Below are 12,707 nucleotides of genomic sequence, written 5' to 3'. Positions count from 1 at the left end.
GGGAGACGGTATGACGCACGCAGTCGACGCTCTGGACGCCACGGCATTGCGGCTCGCCATGCGCCGCATTGCCTCCACCGTGGCGGTCGTCACAGCCCGTTTCGGTACCGATTTGGGCGGAGCGACGGTGACGTCGGCGACATCGGTGACGATGGAGCCGCCGACCTTGCTGGTCTGCATCAACCGATCGACGCGGCTCCACGCGATCGCGCGGGCGTCCGGCCGCTTCGCCGTGAATTATCTGGCGAAGCAACATCGGGATGTCGCTGCCGTTTTTGGCGGCGGTGTCGCAGAAGATCGCTTCGCCGTCGGACGATGGGACCGCGCCGCGCCGTCGCCCGCATTGGAGGATGCGCTGGCGCGGCTCAGTTGCAGGCTCGAAGACGCCGTCGAATGCGGGACGCACAGCATCTTCATGGGCAGGGTGGAGGCGGCCTGTCTGGGCGAGGGTGAGCCGCTGCTTTACTGTCAGGGAAATTATGCGCGGCTGGCGGCCTGAGCGTTAGGATCAGGCCGGGACGGCCGGCAGATAGAGCATCACCGTCTCCGCAACGCAGGCAGGACGGCTTTCGCCTTCGACCTCGACCGTCATTTCGCAGCAGACCATACGCCCCGCGCCCCGGGACTCTACGCCCAGGATACGCAGCCGCGAACGCACGCGTTGGCCCGTTCTGACCGGCTGGATGAAGCGGACCCGGTTAAGGCCGTAATTCAGGATATGCCCGACACCCTCGACGCGCAGCAGATCCTCCATCATTGTCGGCAGCAGCGACAGGGTCAGGAAGCCGTGCGCGATCGTGCCGCCCAGTTCCTGCCCGGCGCGGCGCGTATCGACGTGAATCCACTGATGGTCGTCGGTCGCGTCCGCAAAAAGGTCGACGCGCGCCTGCGTGATGTCCCGCCAGGCCGATGGGCCGAACGTGCGGCCCTCATGTTTTTCCAGCGTGCCGAAAGCGATGCCGTCGATCTGCATGACGCCCATTTCATCATTCTCCGGCGATGCGATGGGGACCGGCATAGCCGAACATCCATGCGCCGACCTTGCGCAACTGGATTTCCTCGGCTCCTTCGGTGATCCGGTAGCGGCGATGATGGCGATAGATATGTTCGAACGGCTTGTGCCGGGAATAGCCGATCGCACCATGCACCTGCATTGCCCGGTCCGCCGCTTCGCAAACGAGCCGGTTCGCCCAGAAATTGCACATGGACACCTTGTCCGACAGCTTCTGGGCGACTTCCGGCTTGGACATGCGGTCCATGTCCCAGGCGGTCTTGCGGATCATAAGGCGCAGCATCTCAATCTGTGTCGACAGTTCGACTAGCGGAAACTGGATTGCCTGATTGGCAGCCAGCGGCTTGCCGAAGGGCTTGCGGGCGCGCGCATAGGCGATGCTCTGTTCGACGCAATAGGTCGCCGCACCCAGCGACGATGCGGCCTGACGGATGCGGTTTTCATGCACGAAATGCTGCGCAAGGGCGAGGCCCTCGTCGGGCGTGCCGAACATCGCTGTCTCAGGCACCCAGACATTGACGAACCGCACCCGCGGATGATCGGTCGGCATGTTGAAGGTCCAGAGATATTCGGCAATCTCCACTCCCGGTGCGTCGGCTGGTACGATCAGGCAGCTGACGCCGCGTGCGTCGCCCGCCTTGCCCGATGTGCGGGCGAACACCATGCAGTGCGTCGCGACATGCATGCCCGTGGTCCACATCTTCTCGCCATGGATTCGCCAGCCAGCGACGCCGTCGCGGGTTTCGCGAACGGCGGTGGTTTCCATGTGGGTCGCGTCGGAGCCATGATCGGGTTCGGTCAGGCCGAAGGGGAGGGCGCGATGTCCTTCAACAAGACCGGGGATGAACTCGGCCTGTTGCTCAGCCGTCCCGAAATCGCGGAACATCAGCACCTGCGGAAAATTGCCGACGATCGAATGTTCGTTTTGAAGGTCGTTGTGCAGGCCTAGCCCCTTGGCAGCGAGATGCTCCCGGATCACGGCCATGGCGAGATTGCTGCCGTTTTTTCCGCCAAATTCGCTCGGCAGCGCAAAGCGCAGATGCCCTGCGGCATCGGCGCGGCGCTTGGCTTCATGGAGCAGCGCTTCCCATTCATGGCGCGGCAGGCCGTCGCGGTCCCAGTCCGTCCGCGCGTGTTCGCGGCGATGGTCAAAGAAGCGCTCATTGTCGTCGGCGGCTTGCAGCGGTGCAATTTCCCTGGCGATGAAGGCATCCAGCTCGGCCAGATAATTGGTAAGATCGCTGGGTAGATCGAAGTCCATTTTTCTCTCCCGAAACCGGCGTGACGCATGGTCTCCGCCGCTTTGCGCATGACGTCGCCGCCCGATAAAGAAATGTCAATAGATTTGATGAAATCGGCAATTGATTCGGAAACGCGAGCCTTGCCCTCGGCGAAACCTGATTTTGCCGTAACCGCGGCGGGAAGAGTGCGCCAATAGCGCAATAAACCATTGAATAGACTGGAATTAATAGCGAATCTCGACGCGTAAGATCGACGCTTGTGTCCCAGATAAATGTCAATTACATTGACTGTTATCCGATAAAGAAATTGCCAAATAGGTGACGATTGGGGAGAGGTTTGTGAAGATGAAATGCAGGATAGTTGCGCCTGAAAAAGTCGGGCTTCTTCTTGCCGGCGCGTCGATGGCGGCAATGATCGCCCCGACGCGCGCGCAGGCGGCGCCATCGGCGGATGAAGCTCCCGCGGTGCAGGAAATCATTGTGACGGCCCAGAAGCGGGCGCAAAATCTTCAGGATGTGCCGATTTCAATGGCGGTGGTCGGCGGTGACATGTTGACTGCCAATGGAATTCAGGACTTCAATGAATTGGACCAATATGTACCCAATTTCTACGTCCAGAACTCACCGGGAAATAATGCCTTCTATATTCGCGGCATAGGATCGGCGCCGGGCAATCTGGCGGTCGAACAGACGGTCGGCCTGTTCGTGGATGGCATTTATGGCGGCCATGCGCGGCAGTTTCAGGCGCCCTTTCTGGATGTCGAGCGCATTGAAGTGCTGCGGGGGCCGCAGGGCGCCTTGGTCGGAAAGAATACCAGCGCCGGTGCGATCAGCATCGTTTCGGCGCGGCCGACGCGAAACTTCATGGCGCGGGTCGATGCCTCCGGCGAATTTGCGGTCGGCGGCGGCAATGTGCAGGCTGTCGTATCCGGACCGCTCGGCAGCGCGCTGGCAGGCCGTCTCGCAGTTCGTTACGAAAAATCCGACGGTTACACGCATAACCTGATTCTGGGCGGCAACGAAACGCGCAAGAAGTCCTTCTACGCGCGCGGCACGCTCCTGTACGATGCCGGACAGGGACTGGAAATCATCGCCAAATTGGAAGGCGGCAAGGTCGACCTCACCGGGAATGCCGTGGAGCGGCTGAATTCGTCAGCCGATCCGGATCGCGAACGGTCCACCGGAGGATTTCCCGGTTTTGTCGGCCGGGATTTCGACAATAGCGACAGCATGAATGCGGCGGTTACTGCCAATATCGACATTGGCGATCATGTTTTGACCAGCGTGACCGGCTATTCACGCTATAAGTTCGACAAGCGGCTGGACTCCGACTTCGGGCCTTTGCCGATCCTCGGCACGGCGTTTGCCGAAGATTATGACCAGATCTCGCAGGAATTGAGGATCGCATCGCCGACCGATGGCGCGCTGGAATATATTGCCGGCGTCTATTTTCATGACAGCGATTATCATCTGACGGGTGATAGCCGGATCAAGACCGGCCCTTATGACGGCGGCAGCTTTCGCCAGTTCGATCAGGATAATCGGGTATGGTCGGCGTTCGGCCAACTCACCTACAAATTCAGCAATCAATTGAGGCTGGTGGGCAGCCTGCGCTATACCTATGACCATAAGAAGGCGGAGCAGGAACGGGCGAATACCGGCCGGGTACTGCCAACATGGCTTGCAACGCCGCTTTCGGGACGCAGGACGGAAAAGGAGTGGGACCCTTCCGTCAGTATTCAGTGGGAACCTGGTCGCCAGGCGATGGTCTACCTTTCCTATGGTCAGGGTTCCAAGTCCGGCGGCTTTGTGGGAGCGCAATCGACCACGACGCCGGCGCAGTTCCAGATCGATCCGGAAAGATCGGAAACTTATGAGGTCGGCGCCAAACTTTCGCTACTCGACCGCCGTGCCTTCTTCAACGTCGCGCTGTTTCGTACCCGCTTCAAGGATTTGCAGGTTTCGAGCTATGATGCGGTGTCGAGCGCCTTCATCACGACCAATGCGGGTCAGGCGACCAGCAAGGGCGTGGAAGCTGACCTAAACTTCCGGCTGACCGATGCGATCAAGCTGACCGGATCGCTCGCTTATCTCGACGCCAAATATGACGATTTCCCGGGCGCGCCCTGCTTCTACACCGTGCCGACCTGCAACGCGGCGCTCAATAACGCCGGGGGTCAGCGTCTGCCGCGCAGCCCCAAATGGAGCGGTGCTTTCAACATTGACCTCAATCAGCCTCTCAGCGGCCGTCTGAACCTGCTGGCGAATGCCGGGGTCAACTTCCGCAGCCGGGCTTTCCTGGAGGACTCCTATAATCCCGTCGCCGCTCAGAAGGGTTATGCCAAGTTCGACGCGCGCATCGGCGTGCGCGGCGATGAGGGTCAGTGGGAAGTGGCGGTGATCGGCAAGAATCTGACGGACAAGACCACGGCGTCCCATGCCTTCACCACACCCTTTGCGAGCAGCATCATCAGCAAATTCTTCGATCCGCCGCGCACCATCGCCGCGCAGTTCATCTGGAATTACTGAACAGGAAAGAGGGCCGGGTGGCGTTGCGGTTCCTGCCTCTCTTTTCGATCGCTTGCCCGTTCAGGGTGACTGCCGCCCCTCATGGCCTTGCATGAGGGGCGGTTCTTTATGCGGGAAGCGCATAGGGGCCGCGATATTCCTGGCCCTTGTCCTCGCCGATTTCGGCTTCGATCAGCGCGTTGGTCATGGCGTTGAGGCGCAGGATCGTCCCCCGATGCGCATCTGGTGCCGTTGCCAGATTGACCAGTTCGTCCGGATCCTTTGCCAGATCATAAAGCTCAAGATCATTGCGTGCCGTCAGCGTCGCCCAGTCGCGGGGCAGATGGTGATCGGCGGGCGCGAAATAGCGCGCAAATTTGTAGCGCCCATCGAACACCCCGCGATGCAGCCTTCGCAGCGAGAAATCGGGTTTGGGCAACGGCTTCGACTTTTCCGTGCCCACCGGCACGTCGGGCGCGTTCCAGCCATAGCCGACGGCATAGTTGAACAGGATGCCGCGCCTGTCCCGCTCGGTCCGCACCGCTTTCCGGTGCAGCACGGGGCTGAGATCGACACCCTTGAGCGCGCTCCAGTCGCTGGCGATCCGCTCGGCCGGGACGCCCGCCATGGCGAGGATCGTCGGTGCTAGGTCGACGGTGCTGGCCAGATTGGGTACGGTGCGGCCGCCCGCGACGTCGGGATGGGCGATGTAGAGCGGGACGCGCAGGTCCTCGTCATAGACGGTGCTGCCCTTCTGCCGCATTCCGTGCGCGCCGGCCCGCTCGCCATGATCGGACGTGTAGATGATGATCGTATTGTCGGCCTGACCCGACCGTTCCAGCGCATCGAGCAGAAGGACCAGTTGCCGGTCCATGTCGATGACGCAGTTGAAATAGTAATTCTGGAACCGCTCCCATGCAGTGACATTGCTGTGGGGCAGTTCGCCGTACAGAAAGACCATTGACGCCAGCTCTGCGCGATGGGCCATCGGCTTGGTCGACAGGTCGTCGGCATGAAAGCTGCGCGGCAGCGGTTGCTTCCAGTTCTTGCGGTAGATGGGGTGGCCCGGCTCCGCCATCAGCGGCGACACGAAATTGGGGGCAACCCGCGTCTTTTCCTGCTGCCCGGTGGCGTCGAACCACATGATGTCGTGCGGATTGACGAAATTCACCGCCATGAACCACGGCTTCGCATCGGCGCCTGCCTGTGTCTGATCGTAAAGAAAGGCGGCGGCGTCGGCAGCGGTCGCTTCGTCGCGCTGGAACCCTTCCCAGGTCAGGCCGGTCTTGTCGCCGTCGAAGTTGAAATGGGAAAAGCCGTATTTCTCCAGATAGTCGGCATCATTGGGATAGTCATGCACCCGGGCGTCATAGCGGCGATCCTCATTGGTCAGGTGCCATTTGCCCTTATAGACGGTGAGATAACCCGCCTGTCGCAGCATATGGCCGATCGTCGGGACTTCCGGCGGCAGTTCGGGATAGGGCGCGCTGTTGGGGTTGAGGTAAACGCCGGTATGCTGGGTATGCTGCCCGGTATAGATGGTCGATCGCGACGGCCCGCAAGGCGCGGTGTGGACGAAATGATTGTCGAACACCGTCGATCGCGCCTTCAGCCGGTCGTGCCCCGGCAACGGCAATATCGCGGGGAGACGGGCGCGCTCCTGATCGGTCACGATGAACAGCAAGTTGAACGGGCGCTTCGCGCGGGACAGGGTCCGGGCCGATGCCGGAGCGCCTCGCGCCGTGACCGCGGCCATGGCTCCGGTCGCGAACAGGTTCAGAAATTCCTTGCGCGACCAGCCGGCCGTCGCGTCGCCATGCTTTGCCATGGGGGCGCATCCTCCATTGTCTTATCGATCCCGATCCTGCCCGGAAATCGCGCCGGCCGCAATGGAAATGATGTAAAATGATTTGACAAAAATGATCGTAGAGGGTGCAATGGCGTTCATTGGAAGAACGATCCATTGGGAGAGAATCATGGCAGCCACTATCCCTGCCGCCGTCACGCTCGGGAAAATGCATCATGTGGCTTTTCGGTGCCGCGATGCCGAACAAACGCGATGGTTTTATGCCGATGTTCTGGGCCTGAAGCCCGCCGCCGGGGTTATATTGGACACTGTGCCGGGGCTGGGCGACGACACGCCCTATATGCATATCTTCTTCGAGCTGGGCGATGGGTCATTCGTCGCATTTTTTGACGCTCCGGAAACCGCCGATCCGGCCTGGTTCGAGCGTAAGGACAGTTTCGATATGCACATCGCGCTCGAGGCGAAGGATGAAGCGGACATGCTGGCGATGCAGCAGCGCATCCGCAGCTTCGGGATCAAGTGCGCCGGCCCGATCGACCACGGCTTCGTCCGGTCCGTCTACATGTATGACCCCAATGGAATTCAGGTCGAGATCACCGTCCGCGCGCCTGGCCATGATGCGGTGATGGCGGAGGAGGCGGCGGCGCTGCCCCGGCATCTGGCTGAATGGTCGGACCGCACGAGCGCTACGAAGATCGCCCGTTTCGGGACGGAAGCCATGGTCTTGCGGGGCTCTGCGCCGCGCAAGGGAGAGGACTGAGTTCATGCAGAAATATGAGCGTATCCCCTATCTCGTCATCTTCGACGAACGTTCGTCCTTCAAGGACACCTATAGCGGGCAGGTCGGCAAGGTGGTGCTGGAAGCCCATCTGCTGAAGCCTGCAACGCCGTCGGACACGGTAGTCATCATGATGCATCCCATCGGCGGCGGTGCCTGGCTGCCGCTGCCCAGCACGCTGGCGAAGTTCGGGCAGCACGTAATCTATTGCAACAGCCGCTATCGCGGGATCGACAATGCCCTGATCATGGAGAAGGTCGCGCTGGATCTGGGCGCTTGCATCCGGGATGCGAAGGAACGGTTGGGTTACAGGAAAGTGATCCTTGGCGGCTGGAGCGGGGGCGGGGCACTCTCGCTTTTCTATCAGGCGGAAGCGCAGCAGCCGACGGTCCGGGCGACCCCGGCGGGCGATCCGATCGACCTTGCCGCCGCCGGGCTGATCCCGGCCGATGGCGTGATGCTTCTCGCCGCGCATCTCTCGCGCAATCTGACGCTGACGGAATGGATCGATCCGTCGATCACCGACGAGGCGAAGCCTTTCGATCGCGATCCGCAATGGAATATCTACGATCCCGCCAATCCGGCGCGGCCGCCCTATGATGCGGCATATATCGCCGCCTATCGCGCCGCGCAGATCGCGCGCAACCGGCGGATCACCGCCTGGGTGAAGGAAACGCTGGCCGATTTGCGCCGTCAGGGCCGCGACAATGAGGAGCGGGGCTTCGTGGTGCAGGGCACCATGGCCGACCCGCGCTTTCTCGACGCGACGCTGGAGCCGAGCGACCGGCCCGACAACTGGTGCTTCCTGGGCGATCCACGAATCGTCAATGACGGTCCGGTCGGGCTGGCGCGTTTCTCGACCCTGCGAAGCTGGATGTCACAATGGGCGTATGATGAATCCAATGCGGATGGCCTGCGATGCGCGGCGCGGCTGGCGGTGCCCCTGCTGGTGATCGAGAACAGCGCCGACGACGCGTGCACGCCCAGCCATGCGGCACGCCTGATGGCGGCGGCGGTCAATGCGCCGCAGACTCACCATGTCATCAAGGGCGCCAACCATTATTATTTCGGTCAGCCCGAACTGGCGGGGCAGGCTGCGGAGATCGCGAAGGACTGGATCGGCTCCCATTTCGGGAGCTGATCCGGGATGGCGCCGTGCTCGCTTGGCGCCATCGACCTAACCCTGATTGCGGCGCGCCCGCGTCGAGGCGAGCGGAGCGATGCGGGTCGCCCGGGGCAGCAGCGGTTCCGCCTTGCCCTCCTTCACGCGGCAGATGATGGGGTCGCCCCAATCCTCATTGAAGGCAGCCTGAAGGGCGCGCACATGCCTGGCGCCGATGCGCTTTGAAAGCATCTCGGTCAGCGCGATCACGATCTTCTGCGCATCCTGCCGCATCGCGCTGCCCATATCGGTCAGTTGAACCATCTTGACGCGCTTGTCGTCCGGATCGTCGACCAGTTCGAACACGCCGCGCTCGACCAGCCCGGCGATCGTCGAGTGCACCGCCTGCCGCGTCAGCCGCAGGCTGCGCGCAATGTCCGACGGCCGGTTGATGTTGAGCTGGACATGCATCATCACCATCGACTCGGGACGCGTCAGCTGGGGCCAGCCGCATTCGCGCAGGCTGAGCTGCAAGCTCTCGTCGAACCATTCGAAGCTCTGAAGAAGTGGCACGATGAGATAGGCCACGGCATCCATAGACAATATTTCCCCTTCGTCGATCGCCGACCATGTGATTTCGTGCATTGCTATACCAGCAGGCCCCCTGATGCCATGATTTGTTACGTCAAAGCGACCGGGCGATCAGCAGCTTCATGATTTCCGACGTGCCGCCATGGATCGTATCTATCCGGGCATCGCGGTAAAGCTGGGCGATCGGATATTCGTTCATATAGCCATAGCCGCCGAACAACTGGAGGCAGCGGCTGACCGTTTCCAGCTCCGTTTCGGTGATCCAGAGCTTGGCCATCGAAGCGGTGGTCGCGTCCAGCGTCCCGGCCAGCAGCCTGTCGACGCAGCTGTCGACAAAACTGCGCGCAATCACCGCCTTGGTCTTGGCTTCCGCCAGCACGAACTGCGTGTTCTGGAAATCCATCAGCGCCTTGCCGAAAGTGGTGCGATCGCGCGCATAATCGACCGCGAGCGCGATCGCCCGCTCCATGATTGCCAGCCCCATGGCGGCGATCCCGAGACGCTCCTGCGGCAGCATCGTCATCAATTGCCCAAAACCCTTGCCTTCGGCTCCGCCCAGCAGATTGCCAGCCGGAACGCGCACATCCTCGAAGAAGAGTTCCGAAGTATCCTGCGCTTCGCGCCCCATCTTGTCGAGATTGCGGCCGCGGCGGAATCCGGCCCTGTCGCCTTCCACCGCAATCAGCGAAATCCCGCGCGATCCGGCTTGCCTGTCGGTCTTGCAGACGACCAGAACCAGATCGGCGGTCTGGCCGTTGGAAATGAAGGTCTTCTGTCCATTGATGACATATTCGTCGCCATCGCGCCGGGCATGGGTTCGGATACCTTGCAGGTCGGATCCGGCGCCCGGCTCCGTCATCGCGATCGCCAGGATCGTTTCGCCGCTTGCCACGCGGGGCAGCCACGCAGCTTTCTGCGTCTCCGTTCCGAAGGCGCAGATATAGGGCGCAACGATCATATTGTGCAGCGGCACGCCCCAACCCTCCAGCCCGCGCTTGCCGAATTCCTCGATGATGATGCGCTCATGACGGAAATCGCCCCCCAGACCGCCATATTCTGGCGGGAGGGATGCACCCAACATTCCGAAACGCCCGGCTTCGTGCCAGACTGACCGTTCCACCACCTTGTCCCGCCGCCATTTCTCATTGCGCTCGGGCGAGGCATGTTCGTCAAGAAATCTGGCTATGCTTTCACGGTAGATGGCCAGATCCTCGTCGGTAAAGTGCGAGGCGCCGGGGTGAATGGCGGGATGGGAAGACGAAGAATTGGTCACGGAAGGCATCCTCACGTTTTCGTAAAAAGCTGTGAGATTAAATATATCGTCAAATAATTTGACATCAAGGCTTCTCTGCCGCATGGCGTCCTTATGGGAGAGAGACAAGATATGGAGCAGGGCCTCGCGCCCCAGTCCGTCGCTCTGGCGCTTGACCGGCTGGGGTCGGTGATCGCGCCCGAAGATGGCCGCATTTCGCAACTGGTCCGGCTGACCGGCGGCGCCAGTCTGGAGACATGGGCGTTCGATCTTGCCACAGACGAGGGCGCGCGTCCGCTGATCCTGCGGCGCCGCGATGCGGTGGAGGATACGATCTTTTCGACCTCGCTTCCGCTGGCGACCGAGGCGGCGCTGCTGGAGCGTGCCGCTGCCGCGGGCGTACCGGTGGCGCAGCTTGTCCGGCTCTGTGAAGAGGCTGACGGTCTGGGCGAGGCCTATATCGTCACGCGGATTGCGGGTGAAACGCTGGGCCGCCGGATCGTCACCTCTGACGCTTTCGCGCCCGCCCGCCTGCTGCTGGGCGCGCAGGCGGGGCAGGCGTTGGCGGCGATCCATCGCATAGACCGTGCGGGTCTGCCGCCGCTCGAAACGCTCGACGCGCGTGGATCGCTGGCGCGTTACGAGGCGATTCATCGCCGCATCGGCGCGCAGCGGCCGGTGCTGGAAGCTGCCTTCCGCTTTCTCGATCGGGAAGCGCCGTCGCCGGTCGCGCCGCAACTGGTGCACGGCGACTTCCGCAACGGCAATCTGATCGTCGACCCCGACGAGGGGCTGGTCGCGGTGCTGGATTGGGAACTGGCGCATCTGGGCGATCCGGCGGAGGATCTGGGCTGGCTCTGCGTCAATAGCTGGCGCTTTGGGGAGACGGCGCTGCCGGTCGGCGGCTTCGCGACGCTGGAGACCCTGCTCGACGCTTATCGCGCGGCTGGGGGCGATCCCCCGCCGGTCTCGCGGATCCGCTATTGGCAGATGTTGGGTTCACTCAAATGGGCGATAGTCTGCCTGATGATGTATGAGTCCTTTGCCAGCGGCGAGGAACGAACGATGGAGCGCGCCGCGATCGGTCGGCGCTTGAGCGAGTGCGAGGTCGATCTTCTCGCGCTGATGCAGGAGGTCGCATGATCAGGCAGCCGGGTGCCGCTGAATTGGTTCAGGCCGTGATCGGCTGGCTGTCCGATCAGAAAGCCGCCACCGCGCCCAGCCCCTATATGGTGCGCGTCGCGATCAACGCCCTGTCGATCGTTCAGCGCGAACTGGAACTGGGAGGTACCGCCGAAGCGGAGGCGACGCGCCGACTGGCCGGGCTGCTGGGGGGCGGCGGCGATTTTTCGGCGCTGAACGCTGGACTGGTTGAAAGGATCAGGGCGGGCGCCATCGCGCCCGACGATCCGGCCTTGCTCGATCATCTGAGCCGCACCGCGCTGGCGATGATCGCCATCGATCAGCCGCGCTATCGCCATGCGCTGGCCGCGCCCACGGCGGACGTCATGCCGCCTTCCCGTCCGGTGACGTTGGTCGAGGTGTCGCCACGCGACGGGCTTCAGAATGAGAAGACGATCCTGCCCACCGCGGCCAAGGTCGAACTCATCGCCCGCGCGGTCGCAGCGGGCGTCAAGCGGATCGAGGTGGCGAGCTTCGTCCATCCGGACAAGGTGCCGCAAATGGCCGATGCCGAAGCGGTGATCGCCGCCCTGCCGCGCATGCCGGACGTCGAGACGATCGGGCTGGTGCTGAACAAGCGCGGCGCCCTGCGTGCGCTCGAAACCGCCGTCGATGAGATCGGCATGGTCTGCGTGGCGTCCGACGCTTTTGGCCAGCGTAATCAGGGGCAGACGATCGAACAGTCTGTCGCGGCGGCGGCCGACGTGTTGCGGTTAGCCCGCGACAATGGCCGGTCGGCGCAGGTGACGGTCGCGGTCGCCTTTGGCTGCCCCTTTGCCGGGCGGACCGAGCCGCTGCGGGTGGTCGATATCGTTCGACAGCTTGCAGCCTTCGGTCCCCGCGAAATCGCGCTTGCCGACACGATCGGCATCGCACGCCCTGCTGAAGTCACCGCCCTGATCGAAAGAGTGCAGGCCGAGGTCGGCGCGATCCCGCTGCGCGTTCATTTCCATGACACGCGCGGCACCGGCGTCGCCAATGCGGTCGCTGCGATCGCGGCGGGCGTGCGGACCGTGGACGCGGCCATCGGCGGCACGGGTGGCTGCCCCTTCGCGCCCGGCGCGGCGGGCAATGTCGCGAGCGAGGACGTCGTCTATGCCACGGACTGCGCCACAGGTCTTGATCTCGCCGCGCTGATCGACACGGCGGGCTGGCTGTCGCAGCAGTTGGGCAAGCCGCCTGCGAGCGCGCTCGCCCATGCGGGCGACTTCAAATTCTCCTGAGCCAAGGAAAC

11 protein-coding genes are annotated in these 12,707 nt (G+C 62.5%); 6 read left to right on the top strand and 5 right to left on the bottom strand.

Annotated elements, in window-relative coordinates:
- Window positions 1-10: 10 nt before the first annotated feature.
- Window positions 11-499, top strand: coding sequence for a flavin reductase family protein (locus ACFC3J_RS06485; protein ID WP_375195388.1), 489 nt, complete (start codon window positions 11-13; stop codon window positions 497-499).
- Between the two features lie 9 nt (window positions 500-508).
- Here ACFC3J_RS06485 and ACFC3J_RS06480 read toward each other — a convergent pair whose 3' ends face one another.
- Together ACFC3J_RS06480 and ACFC3J_RS06475 are read right to left on the bottom strand one after the other, a co-directional pair.
- Window positions 509-1,018, bottom strand: a complete 510-nt coding sequence (locus ACFC3J_RS06480; protein WP_375195387.1) for a MaoC family dehydratase — start codon at window positions 1,016-1,018, stop codon at window positions 509-511.
- A complete protein-coding gene (locus tag ACFC3J_RS06475) occupies window positions 987-2,273 on the bottom strand; it encodes an acyl-CoA dehydrogenase family protein (protein ID WP_375195386.1) in 1,287 nt (428 codons plus the stop codon). The genes ACFC3J_RS06480 and ACFC3J_RS06475 overlap by 32 nt, the downstream gene beginning before the upstream one ends.
- Window positions 2,274-2,598: 325 nt before the next feature.
- Between ACFC3J_RS06475 and ACFC3J_RS06470 the strand changes: the two genes are divergently transcribed.
- The gene (locus ACFC3J_RS06470; protein ID WP_375195385.1) at window positions 2,599-4,782 is read left to right on the top strand and encodes a TonB-dependent receptor; all 2,184 of its coding nucleotides are present in this window, start codon (window positions 2,599-2,601) and stop codon (window positions 4,780-4,782) included.
- Between the two features lie 106 nt (window positions 4,783-4,888).
- Here ACFC3J_RS06470 and ACFC3J_RS06465 read toward each other — a convergent pair whose 3' ends face one another.
- On the bottom strand, window positions 4,889-6,589 hold the full coding sequence (locus ACFC3J_RS06465; RefSeq protein WP_375195384.1) for a sulfatase-like hydrolase/transferase: 1,701 nt from the start codon (window positions 6,587-6,589) through the stop codon (window positions 4,889-4,891).
- 148 nt (window positions 6,590-6,737) lie between these two features.
- On the opposite strand from ACFC3J_RS06465, the gene ACFC3J_RS06460 reads away from it, so the two are divergent.
- Together ACFC3J_RS06460 and ACFC3J_RS06455 are read left to right on the top strand one after the other, a co-directional pair.
- A complete protein-coding gene (locus ACFC3J_RS06460; protein WP_375195383.1) occupies window positions 6,738-7,328 on the top strand; it encodes a VOC family protein in 591 nt (196 codons plus the stop codon).
- Between the two features lie 4 nt (window positions 7,329-7,332).
- Complete coding sequence (locus tag ACFC3J_RS06455; RefSeq protein ID WP_375195382.1) at window positions 7,333-8,487, top strand: alpha/beta hydrolase; 1,155 nt, start codon at window positions 7,333-7,335, stop codon at window positions 8,485-8,487.
- A 36-nt stretch (window positions 8,488-8,523) separates the two neighbouring features.
- On the opposite strand, the gene ACFC3J_RS06450 is transcribed toward ACFC3J_RS06455, so the two are convergent.
- A complete protein-coding gene (locus ACFC3J_RS06450; protein WP_375195381.1) occupies window positions 8,524-9,093 on the bottom strand; it encodes a MarR family winged helix-turn-helix transcriptional regulator in 570 nt (189 codons plus the stop codon).
- Window positions 9,094-9,133: 40 nt separating this feature from the next.
- Window positions 9,134-10,312 (bottom strand): acyl-CoA dehydrogenase family protein, encoded by a 1,179-nt coding sequence (locus ACFC3J_RS06445; RefSeq protein WP_375195380.1) that lies wholly within the window; start codon window positions 10,310-10,312, stop codon window positions 9,134-9,136.
- A 93-nt stretch (window positions 10,313-10,405) separates the two neighbouring features.
- On the opposite strand from ACFC3J_RS06445, the gene ACFC3J_RS06440 reads away from it, so the two are divergent.
- Window positions 10,406-11,434, top strand: coding sequence for a phosphotransferase family protein (locus ACFC3J_RS06440; RefSeq protein ID WP_375195379.1), 1,029 nt, complete (start codon window positions 10,406-10,408; stop codon window positions 11,432-11,434).
- Window positions 11,431-12,696, top strand: a complete 1,266-nt coding sequence (locus ACFC3J_RS06435; RefSeq protein ID WP_375195378.1) for a hydroxymethylglutaryl-CoA lyase — start codon at window positions 11,431-11,433, stop codon at window positions 12,694-12,696. Before ACFC3J_RS06440 ends, ACFC3J_RS06435 begins: the two co-directional genes overlap by 4 nt.
- Window positions 12,697-12,707: the final 11 nt, after the last annotated feature.

Source organism: Sphingobium sp., from assembly GCF_041987595.1.
In the GTDB taxonomy this organism is placed as follows: Bacteria; Pseudomonadota; Alphaproteobacteria; order Sphingomonadales; family Sphingomonadaceae; genus Sphingobium.
This window is presented reverse-complemented; position numbering and strand designations above follow the sequence as displayed.